The sequence below is a fragment of the Aeromicrobium sp. Root344 genome, assembly GCF_001425755.1.
Lineage (GTDB): Bacteria > Actinomycetota > Actinomycetes > Propionibacteriales > Nocardioidaceae > Aeromicrobium.
Genome location: NZ_LMDH01000001.1, coordinates 514,467 through 529,494 on the forward strand (window position 1 = coordinate 514,467; position 15,028 = coordinate 529,494).

11 protein-coding genes are annotated in these 15,028 nt (G+C 69.6%); 6 read left to right on the forward strand and 5 right to left on the reverse strand.

What is annotated here, in order from left to right:
• Window positions 1–23: 23 nt before the first annotated feature.
• Both ASC61_RS02535 and ASC61_RS02540 read right to left on the reverse strand, forming a co-directional pair.
• Complete coding sequence (locus tag ASC61_RS02535; protein ID WP_082530410.1) at window positions 24–3,110, reverse strand: SpoIID/LytB domain-containing protein; 3,087 nt, start codon at window positions 3,108–3,110, stop codon at window positions 24–26.
• 158 nt (window positions 3,111–3,268) lie between these two features.
• The gene (locus ASC61_RS02540; protein ID WP_056208882.1) at window positions 3,269–4,639 is read right to left on the reverse strand and encodes an NAD(P)H-quinone dehydrogenase; all 1,371 of its coding nucleotides are present in this window, start codon (window positions 4,637–4,639) and stop codon (window positions 3,269–3,271) included.
• 74 nt (window positions 4,640–4,713) lie between these two features.
• On the opposite strand from ASC61_RS02540, the gene ASC61_RS02545 reads away from it, so the two are divergent.
• From ASC61_RS02545 to ASC61_RS02555, 3 genes are read left to right on the forward strand one after another with little or no spacing between them, the layout of a single operon-like run.
• Entirely contained in the window at window positions 4,714–5,505 is a 792-nt protein-coding gene (locus ASC61_RS02545) for a purine-nucleoside phosphorylase (RefSeq protein ID WP_056208884.1), read from the forward strand.
• A complete protein-coding gene (locus tag ASC61_RS02550) occupies window positions 5,505–6,284 on the forward strand; it encodes an NAD-dependent epimerase/dehydratase family protein (protein WP_056208887.1) in 780 nt (259 codons plus the stop codon). The genes ASC61_RS02545 and ASC61_RS02550 overlap by 1 nt, the downstream gene beginning before the upstream one ends.
• Window positions 6,285–6,294: 10 nt before the next feature.
• Window positions 6,295–7,914 (forward strand): phospho-sugar mutase, encoded by a 1,620-nt coding sequence (locus ASC61_RS02555; protein WP_056208889.1) that lies wholly within the window; start codon window positions 6,295–6,297, stop codon window positions 7,912–7,914.
• Here ASC61_RS02555 and ASC61_RS02560 read toward each other — a convergent pair.
• Window positions 7,880–8,251, reverse strand: a complete 372-nt coding sequence (locus ASC61_RS02560; RefSeq protein WP_056208892.1) for a hypothetical protein — start codon at window positions 8,249–8,251, stop codon at window positions 7,880–7,882. The two genes, ASC61_RS02555 and ASC61_RS02560, sit on opposite strands and share 35 nt — an antisense overlap.
• 145 nt (window positions 8,252–8,396) lie before the next feature.
• On the opposite strand from ASC61_RS02560, the gene ASC61_RS02565 reads away from it, so the two are divergent.
• Together ASC61_RS02565 and ASC61_RS02570 are read left to right on the forward strand one after the other, a co-directional pair.
• The gene (locus ASC61_RS02565) at window positions 8,397–9,575 is read left to right on the forward strand and encodes an HNH endonuclease signature motif containing protein (protein ID WP_056208895.1); all 1,179 of its coding nucleotides are present in this window, start codon (window positions 8,397–8,399) and stop codon (window positions 9,573–9,575) included.
• 65 nt (window positions 9,576–9,640) lie between these two features.
• Window positions 9,641–10,177, forward strand: coding sequence for a hypothetical protein (locus ASC61_RS02570; RefSeq protein ID WP_157439350.1), 537 nt, complete (start codon window positions 9,641–9,643; stop codon window positions 10,175–10,177).
• A 2-nt stretch (window positions 10,178–10,179) separates the two neighbouring features.
• Here ASC61_RS02570 and ASC61_RS02575 read toward each other — a convergent pair whose 3' ends face one another.
• Entirely contained in the window at window positions 10,180–10,635 is a 456-nt protein-coding gene (locus ASC61_RS02575; protein ID WP_056208901.1) for an anthrone oxygenase family protein, read from the reverse strand.
• Window positions 10,636–10,715: 80 nt separating this feature from the next.
• On the opposite strand from ASC61_RS02575, the gene ASC61_RS02580 reads away from it, so the two are divergent.
• Entirely contained in the window at window positions 10,716–11,651 is a 936-nt protein-coding gene (locus tag ASC61_RS02580; RefSeq protein ID WP_056208904.1) for an AraC family transcriptional regulator, read from the forward strand.
• A 10-nt stretch (window positions 11,652–11,661) separates the two neighbouring features.
• Here ASC61_RS02580 and ASC61_RS02585 read toward each other — a convergent pair whose 3' ends face one another.
• Window positions 11,662–15,009: an ExeM/NucH family extracellular endonuclease gene (locus ASC61_RS02585; RefSeq protein WP_056208907.1), complete on the reverse strand. Its 3,348-nt coding sequence runs from the start codon at window positions 15,007–15,009 to the stop codon at window positions 11,662–11,664.
• Between the last annotated feature and the right edge of the window lie 19 nt (window positions 15,010–15,028).

Genomic DNA, 15,028 nt, shown 5'->3' on the forward strand with positions numbered 1-15,028 from the left:
GAGACCCTGTCACCTACCGAACGTCAGAACCTGAACCAGCTCGACTTGAGTCCGAACGCCCAGCGCGCGTCGTCGCCCGAGATCGTCACGGTCTTCGTCGAGCCCACCAGGCTGATCGTCGTGACCCGGCCACCCCAGTCGCCGAAGCCGTTGCGGGTCGAGACCTTGACCTGCTTGAGGGTGCCGACCGACGGATATGCCTTCTCGATCGTCGAGGCGGCCACCGTGGTGGTCCACGCGTGGTTGGCGTTGCCCGACCAGTCGTCCCACGGGTCGCTGACGGCCTTGAGGTACGGCTGGCTCCCCACGGCGGTGTAGCCGCCCGATGACGACGAGAACTGGGTGAACGCGGGCTTGCCGTCGAACGTGACGATCTTGCCGACCGTCGCCCGGGCCGCCGCGGTCGTCGCCGTGGTCTCGCGGCTCGCCCCGCCGTACACCTGGCACGCCGTGGTGCTGCAGATGTCGTAGTAGCGCGAGCTCGTCATGGCATGCACGCCGTACGTCCGGGCCGCGACGGCCTGCGCCTTGAGGGCCTCCGGCATCCAGCTCGACGGCATCTCGTCGGCGATGACGCCCCGGACGTAGTACTCGATCGGCAGGATGTTGACGGTGTTGCGTGCCGTGGAGCCCGCCGAGGGGATCGCCGAGCGCAGCGCGCCGCGATACTTGACCGCGGAGCCGTCCGGCAGGATCAGCGACATCGTCGACGGGTTCTCGAACTGGCCGTTGCCGGTCCACCTGGTGCCGAGGTAGCTGCGGTAGTCGCCGGTCGTCTTGTACTGCAGCGTCGAGCGCGTCTTGTCGCTCGTGACCTGCAGGATGCGCCAGCGGGCGACGGTCTCGCCGCCGATCGTGGTCGGCAGCTTCAGGGTCTTCCCCGCTGACACCTCACGGAACACCAGACCTGAACGACCGGCGACCGTGACCGGGTCATCGGTGTCCTGCGAGATCAGCACCCTGATCTGCCCGCTCTTGGTGCCGAGCGTCGTGCCCGGGTAGTAGCGCGAGAGGATCTTGTCGTACGTCACGCCCTGCTTCGCGGCGCCCTGTGCGCCGTACTGGCTCATGCCGATGCCGTGACCGTAGCCGTGGCCCGTCACGGTGATCTGACGGGTGCTCGGCACCGTCACGGAGTCACCTGCGAAGAGCAGGTTGAAGCCGCGCAGCGCCGACCACAGGCCCCGGAGATCGCCGTCGACGGCCCGGACCTTGACGTACCAGTCGGTGCCGGCGGTCGGCTTGAGCCCGGTCAGCTGCACGCTCGTCGTGGTCAGCTTGGTCACCAGGCGGCTGCACGTCGTCTGGGTCTTGTCGGCCAGCAGGCACACGTCATAGCTCGTGGCGCCGGACACCGCGGGCCAGGACACGCGCACCGAGCCGAGGCCGACCTTGAGCGTCAGGCTCGTGATGGTCGCGGGACGCGCCGTCGCGCTGGTGCCGATGACCTTGCCGGTCGAGGAGTAGGCCACGGTCTTGTCAGTCGACGCGGTCGAGATGATCCGGCCGTGCGCGAAGTCGACGCGGGTGACGCCGGCCTTGACGGTGTAGGTCGACGAGATCGGTGCGCCGAGCGTGCCGGTCGACTCCCCGAGCCTGGTGTAGACCTTGGCGATGTCGCCGAGCACGTTGAACGCCTTGGGCTTGCCCGAGACGGCGTACACGCTGCCGCGGTCGAAGTGCTGGCGGATGACACCGTCGACCGTGCGCGGGTCGTCCTTGGGGTAGCCGAGCGTGCCGGAGCGCGAGTCGAGCCGGTCGTACTCGGTGCGGATGCGACCCGAGACATAGTGCGCGGTCGCGCCGGTGCGGGCGTACAGGTCCATGAGCTTGGCGTCGAGCCTCCCACCGGAGGAGGACCGGGCCTCCCCGATGTAGATCGCCCCCGTCTTGCTGCTGCCGAGCGACGTGTACAGCGTCTTGATCGGCGTCGAGTACTTGGACATGTAGGCCTCGACGCGATCGCGCAGGCCACCCTCCTGCGACAGCCAGGCGTACCCGTAGCGGCCGGGGCACTCGGTGCTCACGACATTGCGATGCCCGGCGATGCGGTTGAGCGTCAGCCCGCCGATCGCGTACGTGCCCTTGGCCTTGATGTAGTTGGTGCCGAGCCGCCAGCCGACCAGCTTGACCATCGCAGCCTTGAGCGCTGCGGACGGCCGCGTGACGTCGTAGTTGCCCATCATCGAGACGCCCATGGTGTACGTGTTGACCTCGAGGTTGCCCGAGTGCGCCGCCCGCACCGCGCGATCGACACCGCCGCGGCGACCCTCGAAGATCTGGCCGTACTTGTCGACCAGGAAGTTGTAGCCGATGTCGCACCAGCCGCGACCCTTGACGTGATAGGCCTGCGTGGCCCGGACGATTGCCGCCGAGTCGGCCTTGGCGTACGTGTTGGAGCCCGCGGTGTGGTGCACCACGACGCCGCGCGTACGGTCGCCGGTCAGGGGCGAGTCGCAGGAGGTGCCACTCGAGGCGCCCCACTGGCTGCGGGTGATGATCGTGGGCTTGGGCGTGTAGCTCGGTGTGCCGTCGCCGAGGTCCACGGCAGTCGAGGCGTGGGCGACGCCGTCGTACGACGTGTCGGAGGCGGTCGAGGCGGTCGACAGCTGGCCGTCGGTGCCGGGGTCGATCGTGGTGATGCGTACGTCCTGCGGGGTGCCGACGGAGCTGGAGACCCGGGCCGCGACGCCGTCGGCCCTGCCGACCCACAGCGGATCCGTGCCGGGGTTGCCGCCCTCGCCGTCGTCGCCGTCGTAGTCCAAGGGCGTCCACGACGACCAGGTGCCGTTGGTGCGTGTGCGGACCTCGACCTTGATGCCGTGGGCCAGGCCCTGCTGCGACCAGGTCACGCCGATCATGCGGAACTTCGACGTCGAGGTCTTGGCGAGCTCGGCGACGACCTTGCCGGTGCCACCCTTGACTGCGGGGACCTTGGTCTTGGCGACCTTGACCTTCGGCGGCTTGGGCGCGGCCGCGGGCTTTCCCGGAGCGCCACCGGTGACCTCGGTGCCCGCCGCGTGGGCCGTCGAGGGCGCCAGCACGCCAAGCATCAGCACGGCTGCGAGGGAAAGGCCCGACGTACGCCGAGCCGTACGCCAGGAAAGCATGGGGGAAGTCCGATCCTGTGTAACGGGTGTGACTCAAGTGACGGATGAGGTTTTCCGACCGATTATGCCCACAGTTTCGCCCGAAGTTCCACCGAAAATCGGCGATCGCGCGAACTACAACCGTGTCATTCCTGCGGTTGCAGGGGCTGGTCCGACGGTCAGCTGAGCCGGTGCAGGCGCCGCGCCGCCTCGGCGACGGACCCCGACAGCGACGGGTAGACCGTGAACGCGTCCGCGACCTGGTCGACCGTCAGCGACGCCGAGACGGCGAGCGACAGCGCATGGATCAGCTCACTGGCCCGGGGGGCCACGACGACACCGCCGACGACGATGCCCATGCCCCGCCGGGCGAAGATCTTGACGAAGCCGTCGTGCACGCCCTGCATCTTGGCGCGCGGGTTGGACGCCAGCGGCAGCATCGCGACGTCGATCTGGAGGTCGGACTCGTCGACCTGCTGCTGGGACAGGCCCACCGTGGCGATCTCGGGCGAGGTGAAGACGTTGCTCGCCACCTTGCCGAGGTCGAGCGGGTGCACCGCGTCGCCGAGCAGGTGGGACATCGCGATGCGACCTTGCTGGGCCGCGACCGACGCCAGCATCAGCACTCCGGTGACGTCGCCGGCAGCGTAGATGCCGCGCACGCTGGTGCGCGAGACCCGGTCGACGTGGACGAACCCGTGCTCGTTGAGCGCGACGCCGACCGTCTCCAGGCCGAGGCCCTCGGTGTTGGGGATCGAGCCGATCGCCAGGAGGCAGTGCGAGCCGTCGACCGTACGCCCGTCGGTCAGCGTCACCCGCACGCCGTCGCCCGTGCGCTCGACCGACGCCATCCGCGAGTTGCCCATGACCGTCATGCCGCGCCGCGTGAAGACCGCCTCGATGACGTTGGCGGCGTCGATGTCCTCGCCGGGTAGCACCCGGTCACGGCTCGACACCAGCGTCACGGCGGCACCGAGGCCGTTGTAGGCGCTGGCGAACTCGGCACCCGTGACGCCGGAGCCCACGACGATCATGTGCTCGGGCAGGTCCTGCAGGTTGTAGACCTGCTCCCACGTCAGGATGCGTTCGCCGTCGGGCTGGGCGTCGGCGCTGACGCGCGGGTGCGCGCCGGTCGCGAGCAGGATCGCGTCGGTCTCGATCCGCACCTCGCCGTCATCCGTCGTGGCGGTCACGACACCGGCGGACTCGATCGTCGCGGTGCCGTCGATCATCGTGACGTGGCTCGTCGTGAGGCGCTGCGCGATGTCGGCGGACTGGGCCTGGGCGAGCGTCAGGACCCGGGCGTTGACCGCCGCGATGTCCGCACGTACGTCCTTGGGCAGCTGCACACCGAGCTCGGCCGAGGTGCCGACCTCGGTCAGCAGGTCCGAGGTCGCGATGAGCGTCTTGCTGGGCACGCAGTCGGTCAGGACGGTCGATCCGCCGAGGCCGTCGCGCTCGACGAGAGTGACCTCCGCCCCGAGCCTCGAAGCCACGAGAGCCGCTTCGTATCCACCCGGTCCGCCGCCGACGATCGTCACATGGGTCACCTGATCAGTCTCCCATTGCCGCCGAGCGGGTCGCCACCGGTCGGTGCACCGAGGGCTGTCGTAATGTACGGCAGGTGACTACTCAGGAGCTGGCCCAACAGGCCGCTGACGCACTGCGCGAACGTACCGGCGGGGTCGAGCACGACATCGCCCTGGTCATGGGCTCGGGCTGGTTGCCGGCGGCTGACGCGCTGGGCACCGCCGATCACGAGATCCCGCTCGCCGACCTTCCCGGATTCAGCGCTCCTGCGGTCGCGGGCCATGGCGGCACGGTGCGCTCGGTGCGCCTCGGCGACCGCCGGCTGCTGATCTTCCTGGGCCGCACCCACTTCTACGAGGGCAAGGGTGTCGCGGCCGTCGTCCACGGCGTGCGCACGGCTGCCGCCGCCGGCGTCAAGACGCTCGTGCTGACCAACGGTTGCGGCGGGCTCAATCCCGCGTGGGCACCCGGCACCCCGGTGCTGATCAGCGACCACATCAACATGACGGCGACCTCGCCGCTCGAGGGCGCCAACTTCGTCGACCTGACCGACCTCTACTCCTCGCGCCTTCGCGCGTTGTGCCGCGAGGCCGACCCGAGCCTCGACGAGGGCGTCTACGTCCAGCTGCCCGGCCCCCACTACGAGACGCCGGCCGAGATCGGCATGGTCCGCGCGATCGGCGGCGACCTCGTCGGCATGTCGACGACGCTCGAGGCCATCGCGGCCCGGGCCGCCGGCATGGAGATCCTCGGCATCTCGCTCGTCACCAACGCGGCGGCCGGCATGACCGGCGAGCCGCTCAACCACGAAGAGGTCCTCGAGGCCGGCAAGGCCGCCGCGACGCGGATGGGCGCGCTGCTCGGCGACGTGCTGCCGAGGATCTGATGAGGGTCCTCGTCACGGGTGCTGCCGGTTCGATCGGCCGCACCCTCGTACGAGGACTGCCCCGACTCGGGCACGAGCTGCGCGGCCTCGACCTGGTGGACGGCCCCGCGCTGCCGCTCGGCTGGATCACCGGGGACTGCCTCGATCCCGCGGTCGCCGCCGAGGCCGTCGTGGGTGTCGACGCGGTCGTCCACCTCGCCGGCAACCCCAACGAGGCGTCGCTGCCCGAGAGCCTCGAGTCGCACGTCCACAGCACCGGGCGGCTGCTCGAGGCGATGGTCGCAGCCGGCGTCGGCCGCATGGCGTACGCCAGCAGCAACCACGCCGTCGGGCACACCCCCTCCGGCGAGCAGCTGACGACCGGCGTGCGCGCGCGGCCGGACACCTACTACGGGGTCGCCAAGGCGGCTGCCGAGGCGCTGCTCAGCCTCTACGCCGACCGCCGGGGAATCAGCTCGGTCGCCTTGCGGATCGGCTCCTTCCGCGAGCGGCCGACCAGTGTCCGCGAGCTCTCGACGTGGCTGTCGCCCGACGACGCCGTACGCATGGTCGATGCCGCGATCCGCACCACCGCACCAGGGTTCCACGTCCTCTACGGCGTCTCCGCCAACACCCGCGGCTGGTGGGACCTGGGTCCGGGTCGCGCTTTGGGGTACGACCCGCAGGACGACGCCGAGGCGTACGCCGACTCCGTGACTCCGGGACCCGGCGACGAGGCCGAGAACGCGTACGTCGGCGGTCCTCACGTCAGCCAGCTCCACCTGCCACCTGCCTTCTGAAGGGAAACCCATGACCGACGAACTCCTCGCCCGTGCCCACGCGTGGCTGAGCCAGGACCCCGATCCGCGGACCGTCGAGGAGCTGCAGGGGCTGATCGACTCCGGTGACACGGCCGGGCTCGAGGACCGGTTCAAGGAGCGGCTGCAGTTCGGCACCGCCGGCCTGCGCGGAGCGCTGGGCGCCGGACCCAACCGGATGAACCGGGTCATCGTCGCGCAGGCGGCGGCCGGCCTCGCGGCGTACCTGCTGGAGCACGGCTCGAAGCCGTCGGTCGTCGTCGGCTACGACGCTCGGCACAACTCCGACGTGTTCGCCCGCGACACCGCCGAGATCATGGAAGGCGCCGGCGTCCACGCCCATCTCCTGCCCACCCACCTGCCGACGCCCGTGCTGGCGTTCGCGATCCGTCACCTCGGGTGCAGCGCCGGCGTCATGGTCACCGCGTCGCACAACCCGCCCCAGGACAACGGCTACAAGGTCTACCTCGAGGACTCGAGCCAGATCGTGCCCCCCGCGGACGCCGAGATCTCGGCGGCGATCGACGCCGTCGGCCGGGTCGACGAGATGCCGCGCAGAGAGTCGTACGAGCTGCTGGGTCCCGAGGTCGCGGAGGCGTACGTGGAGGCCGTGATCGCGCTGCCGTCCGACGGGCCGCGCGACATCGTCGCGGTCTACACGCCGATGCACGGAGTCGGTCGCGACACCCTCGTCGAGGCGGTGTCGCGTGCGGGCTTCCCGGCGCTGCACGTCGTACGCGACCAGGCCGAGCCCGATCCGGACTTCCCCACCGTCGCGTTCCCCAACCCCGAGGAGCCCGGCGCGATGGACCTCGCGCTCAAGCTGTCGTCCGAGGTCGGCGCCGACATCATCGTCGCCAACGACCCTGACGCTGACCGCTGTGCCGTCGGCGTGCGGGACGGTGAGTCGTACCGGATGCTCACCGGCGACCAGGTCGGCGTGCTGCTCGGCGACTTCCTGCTGCGCAAGGGCGTGCAGGGCACCTACGCGGCCTCGATCGTCTCGTCGGACCTGCTCGGCCGGCAGGCCGCGGCGCACGGGCAGCCGTGGGAGCAGACGCTGACCGGGTTCAAGTGGCTCGGCAAGATCCCGACGCTGGTGTTCGGCTACGAGGAGGCGCTCGGCTACAGCGTCGCCCCCGACATCGCCCGCGACAAGGACGGCGTCTCGGCGATCATCACGGTGCTGGAGATGGCGGCCGCGCTCAAGGCGGACGGTCGTACGCTGATCGACCAGCTCGACGACATCTACCGCGAGCACGGGCTGCATGCGACGTCGCAGCTGTCGGTGCGCGTCGAGGACCTGTCGATCATCGCCCGCGCGATGCAGACGCTGCGCACCTCTCCCCCGTCGTCGTTGGGTGGTCTCTCCGTGACGTCGGTCGACGACCTCGCCGACGGCTATCACGGCCTCCCGCCGACCGACGGCATCCGGCTCGGTCTCGAGGGCAACACGCGGATCATCGCCCGGCCGTCGGGCACCGAGCCCAAGCTCAAGTGCTACATCGAGGTCGTGGTGCCGGTCGACGACTCGATCGAGGCGTCGCGCGCGATCGCCGACGAGAAGATCGCGGGGATCAAGCAGGACCTGGCGGCGGCGCTGGGGATCTAGGTCCGGCCGGCGGGCGGTCCCGGAACCTCCTGTAGACGACGAAGACGGCCAGCACCACGAGGAAGCCACCCCAGATGGAAAGCCCCATGGCCTGTTCGCGGAGCCCCGAGTCGTCAGTCCTCGCTGCGGCGATCCAGAGCACCGCAATACCCAAGGCCGACAGCAGGCCCAACGCCATGGTGGGCCGGTCGTCAGACGGCCGGCCATCTCGGCGCGTCGCCGCGAGCAGAAATGAGAGGCCGATGATCGCTGGGGCGATCGCACCGACTGGATGAGTGGTGCGCAACCACGTCACCGTCAGGTACGTCATCCACAGGAAGATGCTGAGGAGGATCACTGGGGCCCTCCGGTCGCCTTGGCGTGTGAGGCTACGCGAGCGAGCGCAGGAACGCTGGGAGAACGCAGAGGATCGGACCCGAGGCTGTGGATTTCGGCTGCTATTGCTGAAATAAAGTGTCAGTGGTCGCGACTAGGTTTGTCGTATGGAAGCAGTCCTCGACCCCGGCAAGGTGATCCTCGACGAGGTCGCCGCGTTGGAGGTCGAACGTCCCCGCATCGAGGCCCGGATCGCGGCCAGGATGCTCGACTTCGACGACTTGCGCCGCCGCCAGGCCGAGGCCAACCCCAACCCGACCGCTGCCCGGCTGGAGGCCTCCTTCTCCGCAGACGAGCTCGCCGTAGCGCTGCACCAGCCCACGCGAGTCGTGCAGTGCCGCCTCGCCGCCGCTCGCCGGGTCCGCGGCCGGATGATGGTCACCTGGGAAGCGTTCGGTGCCGGCCGGATCGACACCCACCGGATCTCGCTGATCGCCTCCGCCGTCGACAAGCTGCGCCGTGACAACCACGCGATCATCGAGCTGGACCACCGGGTCGCCTCCTACGCGGCCGTGCACACCGCAGCCCAGCTCAAGGGCTGGTTGAAGCGCTTCATCGCCAAGCACCTCCCCGACCAGGCGGCCGCCAAGGCCGAGAAGTCCAAGCGGTCGGTCTGGCTCGACCATCAGGACGACGGCATGTCGTTCCTGCACGCGTACATCCCGACCGCCGACGCGGTCCTCATCGACGCCATGCTGACCGAGAAGGCCAAGAAGCTTGCCGCGAACGACCGCACCCTGGACCAGAAGCGAGCCGACGTGTTCGTCGCACAGTTCCGTGCCGCCCGCGACGGAAGGTCGGCCTCGTCGCGGGCGGTCATCGGGATCACCGTCCCCGTCGCCTCGCTCGCCGGACTCACCGATGCCCCCGGCGAGTCGTTCGACGGATCCTTCGCCCTGCCGGCCGAGATGGTCCGCGACCTGGCTCGGCAGCCCGGCACCCTGTTCCACCGCATCGTCACCGACCCCCTCGGTCGCATCCTCGACGTGACCGAGCTCGGCCGGTTCCCGTCAGACAAGCTCAGAATCGCGATCGACATCCGCGACGGGACCTGCCAGTTCCCCACCTGCACCAAGCCCGCGATGGAGTCCGACAAGGATCACCACGCCTCCCACCCACGTGGACCCACCACCGGATCCAACCTCCGCAGCCTCTGCCGCCGGCACCACCGCATGAAGACCTTCGGCATCACCGAACCGACGCACCACCTGATGCGCAATCACGCGGCCTCCCGGCTCGAGGGCGACATCGCCACCTTCCTCACCCACACCGCATACGCCGCGTGAGTTCGTCCATCGCCGACTCGCGGAATCGACCGACGCCGCACCGCGCGCACCTCTAGGCTCCTGCCATGGCGATCCCGGCGGCACCGACAACACCCACGAGGCCCGGCCGCGGGTGGTACGTCGTGGCGACCGTCCTGGCCGTCATCGCCGCCGCCCTCGTGGTGTTCCTCGCGGTGTGGATCGGGCGTGCCGTCGCCGGCTACTCGGTGACCCCGTTCGAGCAGCAGGACTCCACCACCGTCACGGTCGGCAGCCGCGGTGTCGCGATCTGGGTCTCCCCGCAGGACGCCCCGACGAGCTGCAGCGCGACAGACCTCGACACCCAGCGACCGGCGCTCCACGGTTCCTCCTCCACGGTGACGGTCACCGACGGCGGGCGGACGTGGAGCCGCGTCGGGATCGTCAAGGGCGAGCCGGGATCGACGCACCTCGTCAGGTGCAACCCCACGGGCGAGTTCGGCTATGCCGACAATCCCCGCATCGGCCGGTACGTGCTCTACGGCGTCGTCGGCGGCGCGCTGGCTGCCCTCTCCGGGATCGCGGCGTTCGTCATCGTGCTGGTCGTCGCCATCAAGCGCAACCGCAAGCCGCGTCCGGCCTGAGGTCAGACCTTCAGCGCACCGACCACCAGGCAGACGAAGCCACCCGTCGTCAGCACCGAGCGAGCGTGGTTCCACATCGTCCACCGGTCCTCGAACGCCTCGCGCAACGACGCGGCGCTCCCCTTGCCGGCCTCCAGCGTGTCGTTCATCGGGACGTTGACCGCGAACGTGATGACGTACGCGCCGATCACGTAGAGGACGAGGCCGGCAAGCACCCACGGGCGTGACGCGTCGCCCCAGCCGAGCACCAGCGCCAGGATGCCGACGAAGAACGCACCGCCGAACGTCAGGGCGAACACCGGGTTGAGGATCGCGACGTTGATCCCGCGCATGGCGTCGACGAACGCAGCATCGGAGGCACGCCGGAGTCCCGGCATGACGACGTAGGAGAAGGTGGCGAAAAGTCCGGCCGACAGGCCCATGAGGGCGGTCGCCGTGACGAGTGCTGTTTTGGTCATGACCCCATCTCATCAGCGATGAGTGAGACGTTCCATGGCTGAGATCCGCAGATCCATACGCGAGCGTCTACGCTGCTCTCATGGACACTCTCAGCGGCCTGCTCGACGGCCCCCGTGCCAACGGCGCGTTCCTCATGCGATCCGTGCTCACGTCGCCGTGGTCCCTGCGCATCCAGGACGAGGCACCGCTCTCGATCGCGATCGTCGTACGCGGGGAGGCCTGGGTCGTGCCCGAGGGCGAGGAGCCCGTACGGCTGGGACCCGGTGACGTCATGGTCGCGCGCGGCCCCGAGCCCTACACCGTCGCGGACCGGCCCGACTCCGAGCCGCAGGTCTTCATCAACCCCGGCCAGCACTGCACCGACGCCGAGGGCAACAGCCTCGAGGACGTCATGACGCTCGGCACGAGGTCGTGGGGCAACGACCCGGAGGGCGCGACGATGATCGTGACCGGCACCTACGAGAGCACCCGGGCGATCAGCGCTCGACTGCTGCGCAGCCTGCCGCAGGTGTTCGTGCTTCGCGAGGGCGAGTGGAACGGCGAGCTCGTGACCGTGCTGAGCGCCGAGATGCAGCGCGACGAGCTCGGCCAGGAGGTGTTCCTCGACCGGCTGCTCGATCTCGTCGTCATCGCCGCCGTGCGCGACTGGTTCACCCGCGACGCCTCGCGGGCACCTGCGTGGCACCGGGCCGCCTCGGACCCCGTGCTCGGTCCCGCGCTCCGCCTGCTCGAAGACGACATCGCCCGCCCGTGGACCCTGGCGACGCTGGCTGCCGAGGTCGGGGTGTCCCGCGCGGCGCTGGCTCGACGGTTCTCCACCGTGCTCGGCGAGCCCGCGATGGCCTACCTCACGAGCCTGCGACTCGACCTCGCCGCCGACCTGCTCCGCGAGCCCGACCTCACGATCGCGGCGGTCGCCCGTCAGGTCGGCTATGGCAGCCCCTTCGCCCTCAGCGCCGCCTTCAAGCGCGTACGCGGAGTCAGCCCAGCCCACCATCGGGCGATGGTGGGCTGAGCCGAACCGGCTACTGCTTGACGACCTTGAGCGTGAAGGCCACCTCGGACGGCTCCCCGTAGGTGTTGCCGCCGTACTTCGCCACCAGCTTCTGCGTCCCCGCCGAGGCGAACGTCGCGAGCCGCACGGTGACCTTGCCGTTGACGACCGAGCCGTGGCCCATCAAGGTGCTGCCCCGGTAGACCCGCACCGTGCCGTAAGCGACGGTGTAGCCCGGCGCGGTGACGGTGAACGGCACGTTGGCGCGGGTCCGGTCCTCGACGACCTTGGCGGTGAAGCTGCCCTTCTTGGTCGTCGTGGTGCCTCGCACGACCGTCAGGCTCGCCGTCGTCGTGTCCGGCTTGTAGGTCTCGCTGCCGCCATAGGCGATCGTCAGCTCGTACGTCCCGGGCTTGAACGCGGTCTTGCCCAGCGTGACCTTGCCGGACCCGTCGAGCAGGAAGCCCATGCCGGCGAACGTCCCCTCGTGGGTGACGGTGACGAGTCCCGAGACGCCCGCCTCCGCCGTGACGTCGACGACCGCCGACTTGCCGTACTTGGTCGTCGACACGGTCGCCGCCAGACCGGGATCGGCCTTGACGACCTCGACGCTCACCGTGGTGGACGACGGGTCGTGCCCGGCGTCGCCGGCGTACGACACCGTCAGCGTGTGGTCGTCAACCGACAGCTGGCCGGCATCGACGGACAGCGAGACGGCACCGCCGACCAGGTCGCCGGTCGCGAGGACGACCGAGCCGTCCTTGACCGTCACCGTGCCGGTCGGCGTGACCTCGTCACCGGCCTCGACCTTGGCGTCGACCTTGAACGTCGAGCCGTACGCCACGGTGGCGGGTGCGGTCGCGCTCGTCGTCGAGGCGACCGGTCCCGGCGCCTCGGCGTTGTCGAAGCCGATGATCTCCGGGTCGTGGTCGCTGGCCCGGTAGGGGTTGGGCTTGTAGAAGTCCGTGACGTTGTAGTTGTAGCGGCTGTACTCCCGGGCCACCGACTCGTACGAGTTGATGTTCCAGATGTCCGCCCCCGTCACGCTGGCGTACGCCTCCGTCGAGGCGAACACGTGGTCGAGCGAGCCGACCGCACCGTCGAACTGGTAGGTCTCCTTGTCGGTCAGCGCACGCGGCACGTTGACGAACCCGCCGTCCTCGATGATGCCGACCGGATCCTCCTCGTTGTACGAGTTGAAGTCGCCGGTCAGGAAGACCCGATCGGTCTTGGCGGCCGCCTCGCGCTCAGCGGCGAACGCCATCAGGGCGTGTGCCTGCAGCGTGCGCGCGTGGTTGGACGCACCCTGACCGTCACCCTGGTCGGCGTCCACGCCCGAGCCGGAGCCCTTGGACTTGAAGTGGTTGACGATGACCAGGAAGTCCTCGTACGCCGCGCCGCCCGCCGGACGGAACTCTTGGGCGAGGGGCGCACGGGCGTTGGCGAACGCCGGGTCGTCGAGCGCCACGGACGTGCCGACGGTCTCGACCTCGGCGGGCTGGTAGATGAACGCCGTACGGATGACGTCCTCACCGTTGACCGGGATCGTGGCCGGCGACGGGACCGCAGCCCACCGGTTGGTGCCGGCAGCCGTGTTGAGCGCCGCCACCAGGTGGTGCAGGGCATCGTCGCGGTCGACGCCGAACGCCGCCGAGTTCTCGATCTCCTCCAGCGACACGACGTCGGCGCCGAGCGTGTTGATCGCCGAGACGATCTTGGCCTGCTGCCGCTCGAGGTTGGCGTCGTCGGCAGCACCGCGCGGGCCGTCGGGCGAGCACGTGTTGGCCGTGATGTGGTTGCCCTCGCGGTCGTTGTAGTAGGTGCACGAGCCACCGTCGGCGACGTAGTCGGCCGCGGTCGTCGTGAAGTAGTTGAGCACGTTGAACGTGCCCAGCGTGAGGTCGCCGCCGACGGGCTCGGGCGCGGCCTTGCGCGTGTTGCCGATCACGACCGGCTCGTTGCCGCCGGCGACGAGCTGCTGCGTCGGCTGCAGCTTCCATGCGTTGTTGCGGTAGTCGAGGACGACGGGATCGTCGAACGTGACCGGCGCACCGGCGCGCACCTCGTTGTCGGCGGTCAGCCACGGCAAAGCGATGCCCTGGTTGGCGGCGGACAGGAAGTTGAGCGAAGCGCCGTCGTCGAGCGTCACGAGCTTCTCGTCGTTCTGCGCCTGCAGCGCCAGCGCCGGAGCACCGGGAGCGACGACGTTGGTCGGGGTGTCGAACGGCTTGGTGCCCGGCGCGAGCCCGATCTCGGCGTACTGGTTGGTCGCGTAGTTGTTGGTGATCGTGAAGTCACCCTGCGGCGCCAGGAGCATGCCCTCGAGCGACTCCTTCTGCACGGTGCTCAGCGGGAACGACACCGTCGCCGGATCGACGCCTTCGGCCGGCCCGGCCAGCTTCGCGAAGTTGCCGGTCGACGTCGACAGCTCGGTGAGGCCGTTGAACTCGCTGACGGCTCCCGTGACCTCGACCAGGTCGCCCTTGTCGACCCCCGCGGCGAACGCCGACGAGAACACGAAGATGCCGTCCGACGCCTCGTGGTCTGCCAGGTCGACCGCGCCGCCGGTGCCATCGGTCTGGATGTAGGCACCGTTGAACCCGCCGGTCTTGTAGACCGCCGTCACGACACCCTGCGTCGTCACGGTCTTGCCGGCCAACGGGCTGTCGGACCCGGTCCCCTGGATCTCGGCGATCGTGGCCTTGGTCGGCTCACCGGGGTCGACTCCCCCGCCGTCACAGTCCGTGCCGCACGCCACGGGCGTGGGAGCGGCGGTGGTGAAGTCGTTGGCGTTGTTGTCGGTGTCAGCGGCACCCGTACGCGTGAGCGACGCGGTGACGGAGTAGCCGGAGGACTTGACCGCACCCTCGTACGTCGCGGACGCGCCGTAGCCGACGAGATCCACCAGGTTGCCGTTCGCGAGCACCGTCGCCCGGTCGCCCGTCAGAGGGGTCGTCGACTTGGCCAGCGCAATCGTCCCGCCGTTGGCGCTGCCGGCGTACGAGTAGGACGTGTCGCTGACGTCCGGGGTCGGCAGCGCCGCGCCGCTCGTCGAGTTCGCGTTGCCACCGATCAGGAACGACCCACCCGGCTCGATGTGGTGGTCACCCAGCGCGGTGACGCCCGTGAAGCTGCCGGTCGAGGAATAGGACCTGTACTGGACCGACCATCCCTTGAGGTCGATCACCTTGGTCGTGGGGTTGTGGAGCTCGATGAACTTGTTGAGGTAGGTGGCGCCCGTGCTGCCACCGTTGACGTACACCTCGTTGATCACGACGTTGTCGCCCGCGGGCGTCGCGTCGGCCGTGCTGGGCATCGCGAGCGTCGAGGCGGCCAGCGCGAGGCCGACACCCCACCGGGCGACGAAGGACATCTTCATGAGGGCTTCTTTCCGAGAT